Source organism: Leucobacter sp. GX24907 (assembly GCF_053567335.1).
The window spans coordinates 50,662-65,818 of sequence record NZ_JBSGPD010000003.1 but is presented as its reverse complement, the minus strand read 5'-3'; the positions used below and the strand labels follow the sequence as shown (position 1 = coordinate 65,818).

Sequence of the window (15,157 nt, the reverse complement as noted above, 5' to 3'; positions counted from 1 at the left end):
CTCTCGCAGGGCTCCCACCGTCCGCCCCACCGCGGCCTGACAGAATTGCACGTATGACCTCTGCGCCCTCTCCTCAACCGTCTCCACCGAACCGCGAGAGGAACTCTTCGAAGCGTCGCATCTGGTTCATCGCGGCGGTCGTTGCGGCGGCCTTCACCATCCTGGTCGTGGCGGTCGTGGCACTCCGCACCGGGGCGACGGATCTCAGCACCGGAGCAGCTGAGGAGCCTCGCGCCACGGATGAGAATGGCGCACTCGAGTATCCAGACGTCGTCTGGCCGCAGAACATGGTGAGCGGCGGAATCCTCTTCGAAGAGCGGGGTGGGGCACTCCTCCCCCGGGCCTCGGAAGCTCTCGACGATAACGAGCTGCCTCGCCCGTACGACGTCGACCGCGGCACCGGATCCTCCGACATCGTGCTCTACGTCGACTACCGCTGCCCCGTGTGCTCGCAGTTCGAGATGGTGAACGGCGACACCCTGGAAGAGGCAGTCGCATCCGGATCTGCGACGCTCGAAGTGCGCACCCTGACCTTCCTTGATCGCGTCGATGAGACCGACTACTACTCGTCGCGGGTCTCCTCAGCAATGGCGTGCCTCGCCGACAGCCGACCCGAACTCACCTGGGATGCGCATCGCGCCCTACTCGACCCCGAATTCATGCCGACCGAGAGCGCCCGTGGGTATACGAACGAGGAGATCGCAGACGAGATCGATGGGATCGCGGATGGTCTCGACGACGAGACGCGATCCTGCATCACGAACGAAACCTTCGTCCCCTTTGCCGCCGCAATCAATCAGTGGAGCTTCGCCACCCCGGTGCCGAACGCCGTCGACGACGAACTGAGCATTGAAGGAACGCCGCTCGCGGTCGTGAGCGGCGAACCCTATGAGGGCTCCCCCGCAGACGCCGAAGAGTTCAAGGCCTTCCTCGAACAGCAGGGTGTCGCAGTCGGCTAGAGTAGATCGGCTATGCCCCAGACACCTCCGCAGCCCGACGATCCGCTGCATTCCCAGCCCGACGCGAGCGACTCGTCACCCACTCTGTTCGGACTGACCGGATTCGCCTACTTTCCCCTCGCCCTCATCGCGCGGCTGCCCTTCGCGATGATGGTCGTCGGTGTGCTGACGCTCATCGTCTCGGCCCGCGATTCCGTCGGCCTCGGCGGTCTCGGTTCGGCGATGGTCGGCGTGGGGTCGGCGTTCATCGGCCCGCTCGTGGGTGCGGCGGCTGACCGCTTCGGCCAGCGCCCCGCCCTGCTTGTCACCGCGATCGTCAACAGCATCGCACTCGGCGCCCTTGCCTGGGTCGCCTATAGCCCGCTCCCATCGCTCGCACTCTTCGCGATCGCGTTCATCGTCGGCGCTTCGGGGCCGCAGATCTCGCCGATGTCGCGCGCGCGCCTCGTGACCACGATTCAGGCGAATCTGTCGCACGAGCGCCGACCCCGCACGATCAGCACGGTGCTTGCCTACGAGTCCGCCGCCGATGAGGTGGTATTCGTCTTCGGTCCCGTAGTCGTCGGACTGCTCGCCGTGCTGTTCGGAGCCTGGGCCCCCATCGCGGGCGCCGCGGCGCTCACGCTCATCTTCGTCATCGCGTTTGCGATGCACCGCACGAGCACGAGCGGAGTCTCGCAAGCAGAGCGGGCTGCCACGCTCGCGCCCGCTGCCGAGCTCGTGCTGCCACGTCTGCTCATCGTCGTCCTCGGAATCTTCGGGGTCGGCCTGGTCTTCGGTACAACGCTCACCGCGCTCACCGCGTTCATGCAGCGCGAAGGGTCTGCCGAAAGCGCCGGCCTGCTGTACGGGATCATGGGCGTCGGGTCAGCGATCCTCGCCATCTGCGTCGCCTTCTTCTCGCCCCGCTTCACGCTGCGGTACCGGTGGCTCGTATTCGTCGCGTTCGTGCTCAGCGGCGAACTGATCATCGCGGGCGCCGACGATACGATCACGGTCGCAATCGGACTCGCGGTCACGGGGCTCGGGATCGGCCCGTTGCTCGTGACCCTCTACAGTTTCGGCACCGCCCGCAGCCCGGAGGGCCGATCGGCGACCGTCATGACGATGCTCGGTTCGGGGATCGTACTGGGCCAATCGACGGCGTCCGCACTGACCGGGATGATCGCCGAGCACGCGGGTGTCGAGGCCGCACTGCAGTTGCCAGCGTGCGCAGCTGGAGTCGCCGTCGTCGCGGGTCTCGTCAACTGGGTGTTGACTCCCTCCGGACGGGAGCCGAAGGCGCGTACGGGTCCGATCCGGATCGCCTGACGTCGTCAGTCCTCCCGCTCGGAGAGGCGCGGGCGGGGCAGGTGCCATCCGTAGGCCACGGAGAGCAAACGCAGTGTGACGGCGACTGCTCCCCCGAGCAGCGAGGCTGCGATGGCAGCGCCTCCGCTCAGCATGACGATCACAACGATCAGCGAGCCCGCGAGCGCGGAGACGGCGTAGAGCTCGCGCGTCAGCACGGCGGGCACGTGGTTGACCAAGACGTCGCGGATGACGCCGCCGCCGACCGCGGTGAGCACGCCGACGATCACCGCGGTGAGTGGGCCCTGCTCATTGTCCATCGCCGCCGCCGAAACACTTGCCGAGAAGAGTCCCAGGCCGAAAGCGTCGAACATGATCTCGAATCGGCGGATTCGAGAGAGCGTCGGGTGGAAGAGGAACACGGCAAGCGATCCTGCCGCAGCAACCGCGAAGTTCGGCCAGTGCACGAATGACACGGGCGGGTGCACTCCGAGGAGCATGTCACGGATGATGCCGCCGCCCAGCCCTGTGGCGAGCCCGACCACGATCACCCCGAGCAGATCGAGGTTACGTCGCACCCCGACGAGAGCCCCGGAGATAGCGAACGCGAGGATACCTGCGAGCTGCATCACCTCGTAGACGATGTCGCCCCACACGATTCCGTGTCCCTCTCCGCTCAACTGTATGCGCCGATCACAAGATATCAGCATGCTCGACGCCGGACCCGACCTCGCCCATGCCCAGCGCGGCATCCAGAATCGGAGCGAGCATCGTGAGGTCGCTGGAAACGCGTGCGACTCGAGCGTGATGCGGGGTGGCGCGTTGCTAGATGTGGCTGGCGATGTTGATCGTGCGCCCTGACGGATCGCGTACGAAGAAGCGGCGGATGCCCCAGGTCTCGTCCCGCAACTCACGAACGATCTCGAGCCCCTCTGCCAGCGCCTCCGCGTGAGCAGCGTCGACATCGGCAACCTCGATCGAGACGTCGACGTCGAGCACTTCTGGGTCGACCGCGGTTGCACTCGGCCAGGTGACGATCAGCTGCGTGGTCGGAGTACTGGTCGACGCGAGCATGAGCATTCCGTCTTGGTCCATGGCGACGCGAAAGCCGAGGAACCCCTCGTAGAAGGCTCGGGCCCTCGTCGGCTCGGTCGTCTTGATGACGGGCATAGCGCGGCGGATCTCCATGCAGGAAGGATATCCGGTGGTGCTCAGCAAGATCGGGGCCTGTTCGTTACCGAAGGAGCTCAGTACATGCCCCTCAAACTCGAGGAGTGGGGCATCGCGTATTAGTCGGACGGCACCGTCCGAGGCATCGACTTGGTCGACGTGCTCGCATTCGACGAGAACGGCCTCCCGGAGATCTTCGCCGGCCGAGTTCGAATCGAAGCTACGAAGCAGGGCAATGGAGCGGAAGTGTTCTCGCCCTCGACCGGCCCGACCATGAACTGACCGAGTACATACTCGTCGGCCACCCTCATGTCAGAAGAAGACGAGCGACAAGGCGATCCCGGTGATCTCGAAGAGGCCGAAGCCTGTGGCACCGCATACGGCGAGTCTCATGATGGAGTCTGTGCCTGCTGTGCCGGGGACGGGAGTTGACCGGCGACCATCGCGGTCAGAGCGACGGCGAAGCCGAGGAGCTGCACCACGGTGAGGGCTTCACCGGCCACAGCGGCGCCGAGGATCGCGGCCACCAGCGGGGAGATCAGCCCGAGCAACGCGGTCGCCGTGACTGGCAGGCGACGAATGCCGGAGAACCAGACCGTGTACGTCAGGAATGCCCCGATCAGGCCCAGCCAGGCGTAGCCGAGCAAGGCCGTGCCGTCGATACCGAGCGGAACACCGTCGATGAGGAACGCAGGGAGCAGGAGTACGAGCCCCGCAGCGGTGAGTTGCCACCCGGCCAGGGTCACCGCGGAGACTCCCTCGGGGCGACCCCACTTCTTGGTGAGCACGACGCCCACCCCCATCGAAGCGGCCCCGGCGAGGCCCGCGCAGACCCCGGTAGGTGACATGGCCGCATCCGGACCGAGGACGACGAGCGCGACGCCGCCCATCCCGAGCACGCCCCAGCAGACACGCCAGACCGACAGTTTCTCGTGCAAGATCGCCACCGCCAGGAACGCGATGACGATCGGCTGCGCCGCACCCAACGTGGCTGCGACGCCACCGGGGAGTTCCTGTGCGGCGACGAACAGCAGTGGGAAGAACGCGCCCATGTTCAAGATGCCGAGCACAAAGCTCTTCCACCACCACGACCCGCGCGGCAGTTGCCAGGCGATGAGCAGCGCGATGAGACCCGCGGGGAGCGATCGCATCATCGCCGCAAACAACGGGTGGCCCTCGGGCAGCATGTGGGTGGTGACGATGTAGGTCGTGCCCCACACCATCGGCGCGATTGCGGTCAACGCCGTCCACCCCACACGGTTCGCAGTGATTCTCGGGGTGCTCGCAGGCACAGGTTGGGGCGTCGTGGTGTTCATGACTCCATCGTCGGACTGGGCTCATCTATGAGGCCAACAGATTATTGTCATACCAAGAATGAACTGAAACCATAGATGTATGGAATTGCAACAGCTGCGGTACGTCGTCGCTATCGCCGAGGAGAAGAACTTCACCCGCGCGGCGGAGCGGTGCTTCGTGGTGCAGTCTTCGCTCAGTCACCAGATCAAAGCGCTCGAACACGAGCTCGGGGTCACGCTGTTCGCCCGCAGCAGTCGACGCGTCGAACTCACCGCCGCCGGTGAAGCGTTCCTGGTACACGCGCGTGCGAGCCTCGACGCCGCCGAACTCGCTGTCTCGGAGGCAGCAGCGGCGAACGGTCAAATTCGCGGCTCCCTGACTGTCGGCGTGATCCCGACCGTGACCACGATCGACATCCCTGCCGCGCTCGGACGATTCCACCGCTCGCACCCTGCGGTGAAAATCAGGCTCAGGGGCGGCGGAAGCGACGAGTTCATCGCCGCGATCGGCGCGGGCAGCATGGATGTCGCCGTGCTCGGTCTACCCGAGAGCACATCACCAACGGGAGTGAGCACGCGAGCCTTGGCAAAAGAGCGGCTCGTCGCCGTCATCTCCGTCGATCACCCGCTCGCCGCTCGCCGTAGATTGCGGTTGGAGGATTTGGCCAGTGAGGCGTTCGTGGACTTCCCCGAGGGCACACCGGGCCGCATCCCCTCAGACCTCGCGTTCCAGTCCGCCGGTGTCCATCGCGAAGTCGCCTTCGAGGCCATGAGCACCAACCTCATCCTCGATCTGGTCGGGCAGGGCCTCGTCGTCGCCCTGCTCTCACCAGCCGTCATCCCCAGCGGCAGCGAAAACCTACGAACGATCCCGGTCACGGCGGGCCCCACCCGCATCGAGTACCTCGCATGGAGCAACTTCAACCCCACACCGGCAGCCAAAGCGTTCCTCGACAGTCTGCCTCGACCTCTGCACCGATGACGCGCGCCGCCCAAACGACACGAGACACCACACCCCTGCAGCAGACCCTGAGGGAGGTTCCAATCTATGCCGCAACATGCGCGACTGCAAAACAGGTCGAGCAGGATCAGGGTGCTCATGCTGCTCTGTCCAACAGGTGGTAATGGACATGCGCCTGTGCTGCCAATAGCGTGGAAAAGTCGACCGTATCCAACGAGAGGAACGCCCCATGTCGATCCGTAGAAAGCTCGCCGCCACTGGAGCCACCGCCGCGCTCGTACTCGGCGGGGTGTTTGCCGCGACCCCAGCGCATGCTGCCTCGTGGAGCCAGCTCTACGACACGAGGAATGGTTGTCTCTCGGGCACGGATAAGAAGCTGCACACGCTTAAGCTGCAGGGTGCCAAGAACATCAAGATCCGTTACAAGTGCAAGCAACAGAAGGCGCAGTCGGGTAGGTACATCTACGGGTCTGCGATGTCCTGGAAGTAACGCTGAAGATTCGTTCAGCATGCGTCTCTCTCGTCCTTCGGGCCGAGGGAGGCGTTTCCTTTTGGTCGCGCTCATGCCACACCGCCCTCTCGGGCTTCCGCAGCTTGCTCGTCCGAATGGCGTCCGTGGGTGCCCCAGAATTGCCCCACACCGACCCGCGGACTTCTTGATCCCACCCCTGAAACACGAAAGCGCCCGGCCAGAAATACTTTCTGACCGGGCGCTTTGCCGTTGGTCTGTGGTGGGCCCGGCGGGGCTCGAACCCGCGACCCGCGGATTAAAAGTCCGATGCTCTGCCAACTGAGCTACAGGCCCGCGACAAGTCTAGTGCCATGCAAGAGTGCTCCGTGCACCGGGGCATACCGCGGACTCGATGGACACGAGTGCCCGCTGAGACACCGGTGCACACAAGCGCGCTGCGGTGCTGTCGCGCGCCCGAGGTGCCGCAGCTCGGCTATGCGGCGTATACTCGCCGAGTCGTCCGAGTCACGAGAGGAGTCGCATGGCCCGCGAGCATCAGCGTCCTTTGCTGCAGCCGAGCTCCGATTTCGACTGGATCATCGGCTCCGACGAACCGGGTGCCGCCAGCCGTATCGCTCGTGACACGTCATGGGCGTTGCTCGACCGCGTGCGCAGCCAGTCGGATCCTGACATTGTCGAGCGCGTCGTCGGTCTCGCGGCGAGCGAGGGCATCGACGATATTGCGGAGCTCTGGGCAAGTGCCGACGCTCACTCTCTGGCCGGTGCGTTATGGCGCCTCTACCTGTTGCGTCGCGTGGCAGCGGTCGATCCCGCAGGCACCGCCGATCTTTTCGCCCGCGGCGTCGACACCGCGGTGACCATCGATCCGATTGTGGCCGGGGCCGGCGACCCGGTCTCTCCGGCGTCGATCGTGCGCTTGTGCGACACGATCCTGCGCGGTGTCTTCCAAGGCGACCTTGCCGGGGCGCTGGAGCGCTCCGCCTCATACTGCCGTGTCATGTTGCTCGGCGCTGCGGCACTCGCCGACGACCGCGATGCGCACGACGATGAGCATGCTCGTGAGCTCACGACGCGGGCACTGCGCTACTCTGCGTTCGCCCATGAACTCGCGGCAGCCGCCCGCAGGTGGCGCGAGGGGAGTCTCGAGTAGCGGTACACTGGGTGCCGCCGGGCCGCAGTAACCCCGGGCTCCAAAACTCGCCGCTTCGAGCGGCCTTCCGCCGAGAGGCGTTCTGCGGTCCGGTTCTTTCATGTTCCGGCCGCTGTTCCCGGACTACGGGAAGAGGCCGGTGCCTGCCCAGATCCCGAGCCCGGCCGCGGCCGTACCGACGACCACCACTCCAAAGCCATTGACCAGGGCCGCGAACCCAGCGACCCCGCCCTGTTGCAGCAGGCGGACGGTCTCGTAACTCGCAGTGGAGAATGTCGTATAGCCTCCGAGGAACCCGGTTCCGGCGATGAGAACGGCCCGTTCGTCGAGCAACTGCGCACTCGCGAGTCCGACGAAGAGCCCGAGCATCAGGGACCCACTGCTATTGATCAGGATCGTGCCCCACGGCAGCGCCCACCGCACCCCGTCGGCGGCCGATAGTCCGCGTGCGCGGCGCATCCGCCCCGTGCGGGTAGAGATTGCCCCATCAAGCACGAGTCGTGCGGCGGCACCGAGGCCTCCTGCGACGGCGACGAGCGCGAAGAGAATGGGCGTCACGACCGCTCCCCCGTCTTGCCACGTCGGATCGCCGCAGCGGTTGCGATCCCGCCCCAACTGGCGATGCCGCCGATGACCACGGTGCCGAGCGCGTAGAGGATCCCGGCCAGAGGCCCACCGACCGCTTCACCGCCACCGGCACCAGAACCACCACCGAGGAGCAACGCCGAGTCAGTCGCGAGCGCGCTGTACGTCGTGAATCCGCCGAGGAATCCCGTGCCGGCCAGCATGCGCACATTGCGGTGCCGTATCTCCTCCCCGCCGGCGCGCACGAGTGATTCGAGCAGCAGGCCGAGCAGGAACGCGCCGCAGACGTTGATGGTGAGGATCGCGAACGGGACGCCGTTGACCGGCGGGAAGGCCAGTGTCAGGGCCTCGCGCGCGGCAGTGCCGAGTGTGCCTCCGAGAATCACGAGACCGATGCTGCGCAGGTGCAGATGCGGGGGCCTGGCGGCAACCCCAGGCTGACGGGGACGGTTCACCCTCGCGATCCTACGCCGATGGATCGGCCCCCGCGAAGTAAGATTGTAGCCGCAGCGAACACGACGCAGAAGTCAGGCCGAGATTCAATCGCACACCCCGATCTCGGCGCTCCCGGAGTATCGTCGGGGGTATGAGCGAGCAGACCGAAAACGACCAGCAGGACGATCAGTATTCGACCCGCGGCGCGTACGTGCAGAGCGGTGCCGAGTTCAGCCGTGATACGAACTACATCGAGGATCGCATTGTGGCCGATCCAGCAGCCGTGCGTGGCCTCCCGGCGCCGCCGGCTTCCAAGGTCGGTTCGATCGGCTATGGCCTCAGCGAGGGCGCGGAGGCTTGGCCGGTCGAGGCCGGGCGTTACCGATTGGTCGCGGCTCCGGCCTGCCCGTGGGCAAACCGGACGATGATCGTGCGACGCCTGCTCGGGCTCGAGGAGGTCATCTCGTTGGGTCGCCCGGGCCCAGTGCACGATGTACGTTCCTGGACGTTCGACCGCGACGGCTCTCCCGACAACGCGGGCGACCGCGATCCGGTACTCGGCACCGAACGACTGCAGCAGAACTATTTCACCCGCTTCCCCGACTATCCGCGCGGCATCACGGTCCCGGCACTCGTCGATATTCCTTCGGGCGGTGTCGTGACGAACGACTACCCGCAGATCACACTCGACTTCTCGACCGAGTGGCGTGAGTTCCATCGACCGGGCGCCCCCGACCTCCTGGCAGGCTTCGGGGCCGAGAGCCAGGTGGCGGGTTTCGCAGAGATGCGCTCGGTCATCGAGCGGATCTTCACCGAGGTCAACAACGGCGTGTACCGTTGCGGCTTCGCGGGCAGTCAGGAGGCCTACGATTCCGCGTACGACAGACTCTGGGAGGCCATGGACTGGCTCGAGGATCGCCTCGCGACCCGTCGCTTCCTGTTCGGCGGCACGATCTCCGAGGCAGATGTGCGCCTCTTCACGACGCTCGTGCGCTTCGATCCGGTGTACCACGGACATTTCAAGACCAACCGCAACCGTCTCACGCAGATGCCGAACCTCTGGGGCTACGCTCGCGAGCTCTTCCAGACGCCCGGCTTCGGCGACACGGTCGACTTCTGGCAGATCAAGCAGCACTACTACGTCACGCACTCAGATATCAATCCGACGGGGATCGTGCCCGACGGCCCAGATCTCTCGGACTGGCTCGAACCGCACGACCGCGACCGACTCGGCGGCGATCCGTTCGGCGATGGCACCCCTCCGGGGCCGGCACCCGAGCACGAGCGTGTCGTGCCCGGGCACAGTCCGCTCGCCTCCTCCTAGCGACCTCAGGAAGCAATGTGTCGCGATGTGCTGCTATTCCAGTGGAATAGCAGCACATCGCGACACATCGCGACACATTGCTCGCGGGAGCGGCCGAGCAGCCGAGCGGCCGAGCGGCCGAAGCGCCCCGCTCAGCCGGCGTCGTTCACCATCGATACACGCTCCATCCAGCGGTCCGGCAACACCCGGATGAACGGCATGAGCATTCGGTAGCGCCAGTCCGAGACCACGACGCTGCGTCCGCGGTAGAGGCCGCGGAGGCCTTCGCGGGCTACACCCGTGGTATCCGCCCAGACGATGCGCGGCAGAGCGGGCAGGTGATCCTCACCCATGCGTTCGTGGAACTCGGTGTCGAGCAACCCGGGGCAGAGTGCGCTCACCCGCACACCGCGCCCGCGATAGCGCGCATTCAATGAGCGTGAGAGCGAGACGATCGCCGCTTTGGCCGAACCGTAACTGCCGGTCGGCGTGAACGCTGCGACACTCGCAACGTTCATGATCCAGCCGCGTCGGCGTGCGAGCATCCCGGGAATCGCCGCGTGTGCGAGCCGCAACGGCGCCCACGAGAGGAGCTCGTGCATTCGCCGCTCATCGTCGAGTGCGCTGCGCTCGAAGCCCTCGTATACGCCGAATCCAGCGTTGTTGATGAGGATGTCGACGGGCGCGATATCAACAGCATCTGCGCGGTCAGCAACAACACCGCCACCGTCAGCAGCAACACCGCCACCATCGCGGGGGCCACCAGCGCTCAGCCGACCGGCCACCTGTCCCGACGCCACCGGATCCGTGAGATCGGCCACAAGAACCTCGATCCGTACCCCGTGCTGCGCCTCCAGCTCTGCGGCGAGCGCTGACAGTCGTGCTTCGTCACGCGCCACGAGCACGAGGTCGACACGCATCGCAGCGAGCTGCCTGGCGAATTCGGCTCCGAGTCCGGTCGATGCTCCGGTGATCAGCGCGGTGTACCCCATGCGCCCAGTCTGACACCGGCCTCGCTTCCAGCGCATTCGCAGCACATCGCAGCGCGCCGCGTCGCACCGGCGCCGCATCGCATCGCATCGAGCACGAGCATTCCGGAAAACCCGAACGTTCTCTCCGGATTCCTGCCTGCCGCTTCTCGCGCGTCGCACCTAGCGTAGAGGCATGACCTCTCAGAAACCTCGTCTCAGGTTGTTGCAGTCGATCCTGCATCTCGCCCTGCTCGGCACACTCGGCAGTACCGTCCTCGGGCTGACCGTCGGGCTCATCGGCACCGGCCTCGGGCTGCTGTTCGCCTTCGGTGTCGGGGTGGTGCTGCTGGTCGGAGCGGTCTACGTGCTGTACGGGCTCGGCTGGTTCGAGACGGCGCGCGTCAGCGGCCTCTACGACCTCGATGTGCTGCCGCCGAGGTTACAACGCGGCGAACAGTCGGGCTTTGTCGGGTGGCTTCGATCTCTGTGGCGTCAGCTCGGCGACGGGGCGATGTGGCGGGCGCTCGCGAGCTTCGCGCTCTCGTGCCTGCTGGGCATGCTGCTCATGCCCATCGTGCGGATCATCGCGACCAGCATCGGGCTGCTGTTCGCCCCGCTCAGTGAAAGATCAGAGCACTGGTGGCTCGGCATCGAGGTGCCTGCGGGTATGGCACCGTTGTTCGGGATCGGCGGCATCGTGTTGTCGCTCGCCGCCGTCGTCGCGCTCGCACTGCTGCATCGCACGCTGAGCGTGGCGATCATCGCCTCGGCTCCGACCGAAGAGCGGCTCACGGCGGAGGCGCAGCAGTCGGCGGATCGCGCGCGACAGTCGGCTGAGCAGCGCGAGGGCGCGGTACGCGCGGCCGATGTTGAGCGCACGCGAATCGAACGGGATCTTCACGACGGTGTGCAGCCGCGGCTGGTGTCGATCGGAATGACCCTCGGTCTCGCGCAGCAGCGCATCGACGACGACCCCGCCGCGACGAAGGCACTCATCGCCGAAGCGCACACCTCCACGAAGGCGGCGATCACCGAACTGCGCCAGCTCGCTCGTGGCATCCACGCGTCAGTCCTCGAGGATCGCGGACTCGATGCAGCGCTTTCAGCATTGGCCGGGAGATCACCGATTCCCGTGCAGCTCGATGTGCGGCTTCCCGCGCCCGGAGGCCTCGGAACGCACGATGCCGACCGTGATGCCGAAACCGCCGTGTACTTCTGCATCGCAGAATCGCTGACCAACGCGGCGAAGCACTCCCGAGCGAGCTCTTGCCGTGTCACGGTGCGACGGCGCGACACCGATCTCACGGCCGAAGTCAGGGATGACGGCATCGGCGGAGCTCGCGTGGTGCCGGGCGGAGGTCTCGATGGACTCGCCAACCGCGTTCGTGCCGCCGGCGGTACTATTCGCATCGACAGCCCGCAGGGCGGGCCCACCACTGTGGAGGTGAGCGTTCCGTGCGCATCCTGATCTGCGAAGACTCCGTACTGCTGCGCGAGGGCATCGCCCGCCTGCTCGAGCATTCTGGTCACGAGGTGGTGGCGGCACTGCACGACGCAACCGACATCGATCGAGCCGTCACAGACCATGCGCCTGAACTGTGCATCCTCGATGTTCGTCTGCCGCCGACGTTCACCGACGAAGGCATCCGCGCCGCGCTCGCATTGCGATCGACCCACCCGAATCTTCCGCTGCTGGTGCTCTCCCAGTACGTGGAAGAGCGCTACGCGAGCGATCTGATCGCGGCGAGTTCATCCTCACTCGGCTACCTGCTGAAGGATCGCGTGGCCGATGTCGCAGAGTTCGTCGCCGACGTCGAGCGCATCGCAGCGGGCGCAATGGTGCTCGACCCCGAAGTGGTGTCACAGCTGCTCACACGGCGCAGTCAAGACGAACGCATGCGATCCCTCACCGATCGTGAGCGCACGGTGCTTGCAGCGCTTGCCGAGGGCAAGTCGAACCAAGCCATCGCCGCACTGCTGCACCTGTCGGAGGCGAGTATCGAGAAGCACATTACGGCGATCTTCCAGAAGCTCGGGTTCGAAGCCGACGAATCCGGCAACCGCCGAGTGCTCGCCGCGCTCGCCCACCTCGAGAGCAACCCAGGCCACCCGAGCGGCACACACCCCGATCAATCAGGAGCCCGACCATGAGTACCTCCCCTCCCCCAGCACACACGTCCGCAGGCACCGAATCACGTACGGGATCGCGCACCGCATCACGCACCGTCGCCATCATCGTCTCGGCTGTCGGCGGTCTCGCACTCCTCGGTATGGGTGCTTCGTCAGCCATCGCCGTCGTGGCCGGAAGCACCGGTGGATTCAGCACCCCGGGCACTTCCGGTAGCGGAGGCTCGCACTCGGTCGCCGTCGACGGCGTGACGTCGATCGACGTCGAATCGAACGCATCGGACTTCGAGCTGCGTTTCGACGACGTGCCGGAGGCTCGCCTCGAGGTTGTTGGCGACACCCGGTACCAGTGGGACATGGCGGTCGATGACGACGAGCTCGTCGTGACGAGCGGCCAGCCCTTCTGGGATTTCTGCCTGGGATGGTGCTCAGCTGGTCCCGCACGCGTCACGCTCACCCTCCCCGAAGAACTGAGCACTGGCAATCTCGACGCAGAACTCGAAGTTGCAGCCGGCAGCCTGCGTGCTGACGGCGACTTCCGCAGCCTTGACCTCGACATGAGCGCAGGAGCCGCCGATGTTGACGGATCCGCCCAATCATTGTCGCTCAGCCTGAGCGCGGGGCGCGTCGATGTGCAACTGGATTCGGTGCGAGAAGCGGTGTTCGACCTCTCGGCAGGGCGCGCGGACGTGCAGCTGACAGGTGACGCCCCTCGGCGCACCGGCATCGATGTGAGCGCCGGGAACCTCGACCTCGCGCTGCCCGACGAGGCCTACTCCGTGCAGAGTGAGGTGTCTGCCGGAAACATCGACAACCGCCTCCGCACCGATCCCGGATCCTCCCGGACGATCGAAGCAAGCGTCTCGGCGGGATCCGTCGTGCTGAAGCCCGGGAACCCCCAAACGCACTGATCCGGTTACAGTAGGGGCTCGTGAAGACTCGTCAGCAGCCTCCCAGTGCCTCCCCCACAGTCGGGGAGGCACTGCGCTCTCCGAAGTTGCTCACTCGAGAGGCCCTGGCTGGTCTTGTCGTCGGGCTCGCGCTGATCCCCGAAGCGATCTCGTTCTCGATCATCGCCGGTGTCGATCCGAAGGTCGGCCTCTTCTCGTCGTTCATCTTGGCGATCGCGATCGCGTTTCTCGGCGGGCGCCCGGCCATGATCACCGCGGCGACCGGAGCCGTTGCTCTCGTCGTCGCACCGGTCGCCCGTGAACATGGCGTCGACATGCTCATCGCGACGATCATGCTCGCCGGTCTGATCCAGATCCTGTTCGCCGTACTCGGCGTCGCCAAGCTCATGCGTTTCATTCCACGCAGCGTCATGGTCGGATTCGTGAACTCACTCGCGATTCTGGTGCTCCTCTCGCAGTTGCCCCACCTCATCGGAGTCCCGTGGCTCGTATACCCGCTAGTCGCCGCGGGAGTGCTGCTCATCATCGTGATGCCGCGCGTGACGACTCTGGTTCCGGCACCGCTCGTCTCAGTGATCGTCATCACCGCGATCGCCGTACTCTTCGCCCTGAACGTGCCGACCGTGGGCGACCAGGGCGAGCTGCCTCGCTCACTGCCCGAACTGTTCATTCCGCAGATTCCCCTGAGCTGGGAGACGCTCGGCATCATCGGCCCATACGCGGTCGGCGTCGCTCTCGTCGGCCTCATGGAGTCGCTGATGACCGCCAAACTCGTCGATGAAATCACTGATACGCACTCCGACAAGACGCGTGAGTCGTGGGCGCAGGGCGCAGCGAACGTGCTGTCTGGTTTATTCGGCGGCATGGGCGGCTGCGCAGTGATCGGACAGACGATGATGAATGTGAAGATCTCAGGTGCCCGCACGCGTATCTCGACGCTGCTCGCCGGAGTCTTCCTCCTACTGCTCGTCGTTGTATTCGGCGACGCAGTCGGCAAGATTCCCATGGCTGCGCTCGTCGCCGTCATGATCATGGTGTCGGTGGCGGCCTTCGACTGGCACAGCATCGCACCATCCACCCTGCGGCGCATGCCGAAGAGTGAGACGCTCGTCATGCTGACGACCGTCGTGGTGGTAGTCGCGACGCACAACCTCGCGATCGGAGTCATCGCGGGCGTGCTCACGGCTTCAGTGCTGTTCGTGCGTCGAGTGGCGCACTTCGTCGCGGTGGATCGACGCCTCGTCGATGACGGTGTCTGCTACACCGTCACCGGCGAGCTGTTCTTCGCGTCGAGCAACGACCTGACGACGATGTTCGCGTACGCGGATGACCCCGAGCGGATCATCATCGACATGTCGCAGTCGCACATCTGGGATGCGTCCACCGTTGCCGCACTCGACGCGATCATCACCCGCTACGAGCAGCGCGGCAAGCACGTGGAACTCGTCGGCATGAATGAGACGACGACGGAATTTCACTCGAGGCTGAGCGGGTCACTCGGTGGCGAGTGACCCGCTCACGCACTCAC

17 protein-coding genes and 1 tRNA gene are annotated in these 15,157 nt (G+C 65.6%); 11 read left to right on the top strand and 7 right to left on the bottom strand.

The annotated features are described in order from the left end of the window. Positions 1-53 precede the first annotated feature (53 nt). Both ACUYV6_RS05410 and ACUYV6_RS05405 read left to right on the top strand, forming a co-directional pair. Entirely contained in the window at positions 54-959 is a 906-nt protein-coding gene (locus ACUYV6_RS05410; protein WP_449277635.1) for a thioredoxin domain-containing protein, read from the top strand. Positions 960-971: 12 nt separating this feature from the next. Beyond that, a complete protein-coding gene (locus ACUYV6_RS05405; RefSeq protein ID WP_449277634.1) occupies positions 972-2,270 on the top strand; it encodes an MFS transporter in 1,299 nt (432 codons plus the stop codon). Positions 2,271-2,275: 5 nt separating this feature from the next. On the opposite strand, the gene ACUYV6_RS05400 is transcribed toward ACUYV6_RS05405, so the two are convergent. Both ACUYV6_RS05400 and ACUYV6_RS05395 read right to left on the bottom strand, forming a co-directional pair. After that, entirely contained in the window at positions 2,276-2,929 is a 654-nt protein-coding gene (locus ACUYV6_RS05400; RefSeq protein WP_449277633.1) for a trimeric intracellular cation channel family protein, read from the bottom strand. 145 nt (positions 2,930-3,074) lie between these two features. Next, on the bottom strand, positions 3,075-3,437 hold the full coding sequence (locus ACUYV6_RS05395; protein ID WP_449277632.1) for a VOC family protein: 363 nt from the start codon (positions 3,435-3,437) through the stop codon (positions 3,075-3,077). Between the two features lie 132 nt (positions 3,438-3,569). Between ACUYV6_RS05395 and ACUYV6_RS05390 the strand changes: the two genes are divergently transcribed. After that, positions 3,570-3,701: a hypothetical protein gene (locus ACUYV6_RS05390; protein WP_449277631.1), complete on the top strand. Its 132-nt coding sequence runs from the start codon at positions 3,570-3,572 to the stop codon at positions 3,699-3,701. A gap of 107 nt (positions 3,702-3,808) precedes the next feature. Here ACUYV6_RS05390 and ACUYV6_RS05385 read toward each other — a convergent pair whose 3' ends face one another. Further along, on the bottom strand, positions 3,809-4,735 hold the full coding sequence (locus tag ACUYV6_RS05385) for an EamA family transporter (RefSeq protein WP_449277630.1): 927 nt from the start codon (positions 4,733-4,735) through the stop codon (positions 3,809-3,811). Positions 4,736-4,814: 79 nt separating this feature from the next. On the opposite strand from ACUYV6_RS05385, the gene ACUYV6_RS05380 reads away from it, so the two are divergent. Together ACUYV6_RS05380 and ACUYV6_RS05375 are read left to right on the top strand one after the other, a co-directional pair. Further along, positions 4,815-5,696 (top strand): LysR family transcriptional regulator, encoded by an 882-nt coding sequence (locus ACUYV6_RS05380; protein WP_449277629.1) that lies wholly within the window; start codon positions 4,815-4,817, stop codon positions 5,694-5,696. Positions 5,697-5,904: 208 nt separating this feature from the next. Then, the gene (locus ACUYV6_RS05375; RefSeq protein ID WP_449277628.1) at positions 5,905-6,165 is read left to right on the top strand and encodes a hypothetical protein; all 261 of its coding nucleotides are present in this window, start codon (positions 5,905-5,907) and stop codon (positions 6,163-6,165) included. 239 nt (positions 6,166-6,404) lie between these two features. Here the strand turns inward: ACUYV6_RS05375 and ACUYV6_RS05370 are convergent. Beyond that, positions 6,405-6,480: transfer RNA gene (locus ACUYV6_RS05370), tRNA-Lys, on the bottom strand. A gap of 187 nt (positions 6,481-6,667) precedes the next feature. On the opposite strand from ACUYV6_RS05370, the gene ACUYV6_RS05365 reads away from it, so the two are divergent. Further along, positions 6,668-7,297 (top strand): hypothetical protein, encoded by a 630-nt coding sequence (locus ACUYV6_RS05365; RefSeq protein ID WP_449277627.1) that lies wholly within the window; start codon positions 6,668-6,670, stop codon positions 7,295-7,297. A 123-nt stretch (positions 7,298-7,420) separates the two neighbouring features. On the opposite strand, the gene ACUYV6_RS05360 is transcribed toward ACUYV6_RS05365, so the two are convergent. After that, positions 7,421-7,855, bottom strand: coding sequence for a fluoride efflux transporter FluC (locus tag ACUYV6_RS05360; protein ID WP_449277626.1), 435 nt, complete (start codon positions 7,853-7,855; stop codon positions 7,421-7,423). Further along, positions 7,852-8,337, bottom strand: coding sequence for a fluoride efflux transporter FluC (locus ACUYV6_RS05355; protein ID WP_449277625.1), 486 nt, complete (start codon positions 8,335-8,337; stop codon positions 7,852-7,854). The genes ACUYV6_RS05360 and ACUYV6_RS05355 overlap by 4 nt, the downstream gene beginning before the upstream one ends. Before the next feature lie 131 nt (positions 8,338-8,468). On the opposite strand from ACUYV6_RS05355, the gene ACUYV6_RS05350 reads away from it, so the two are divergent. Further along, positions 8,469-9,641 carry a glutathione S-transferase C-terminal domain-containing protein gene (locus ACUYV6_RS05350; RefSeq protein WP_449277624.1) on the top strand — a complete coding sequence of 391 codons (1,173 nt, stop codon included), beginning with the start codon at positions 8,469-8,471 and terminating at the stop codon, positions 9,639-9,641. A 131-nt stretch (positions 9,642-9,772) separates the two neighbouring features. Here the strand turns inward: ACUYV6_RS05350 and ACUYV6_RS05345 are convergent, their stop codons facing one another. Then, positions 9,773-10,612 carry an SDR family NAD(P)-dependent oxidoreductase gene (locus ACUYV6_RS05345; protein WP_449277623.1) on the bottom strand — a complete coding sequence of 280 codons (840 nt, stop codon included), beginning with the start codon at positions 10,610-10,612 and terminating at the stop codon, positions 9,773-9,775. A gap of 172 nt (positions 10,613-10,784) precedes the next feature. On the opposite strand from ACUYV6_RS05345, the gene ACUYV6_RS05340 reads away from it, so the two are divergent. Genes ACUYV6_RS05340 through ACUYV6_RS05325 form a run of 4 tightly spaced genes read left to right on the top strand, consistent with a single transcriptional unit; the run spans position 10,785 to position 15,140 of the window. Beyond that, a complete protein-coding gene (locus ACUYV6_RS05340) occupies positions 10,785-12,059 on the top strand; it encodes a sensor histidine kinase (RefSeq protein WP_449277622.1) in 1,275 nt (424 codons plus the stop codon). After that, positions 12,047-12,742, top strand: coding sequence for a LuxR C-terminal-related transcriptional regulator (locus tag ACUYV6_RS05335; protein ID WP_449277621.1), 696 nt, complete (start codon positions 12,047-12,049; stop codon positions 12,740-12,742). The genes ACUYV6_RS05340 and ACUYV6_RS05335 overlap by 13 nt, the downstream gene beginning before the upstream one ends. Then, complete coding sequence (locus tag ACUYV6_RS05330; RefSeq protein ID WP_449277620.1) at positions 12,739-13,629, top strand: hypothetical protein; 891 nt, start codon at positions 12,739-12,741, stop codon at positions 13,627-13,629. The genes ACUYV6_RS05335 and ACUYV6_RS05330 overlap by 4 nt, the downstream gene beginning before the upstream one ends. 20 nt (positions 13,630-13,649) lie before the next feature. Beyond that, positions 13,650-15,140, top strand: coding sequence for a SulP family inorganic anion transporter (locus tag ACUYV6_RS05325; RefSeq protein ID WP_449277619.1), 1,491 nt, complete (start codon positions 13,650-13,652; stop codon positions 15,138-15,140). Positions 15,141-15,157 lie beyond the last annotated feature (17 nt).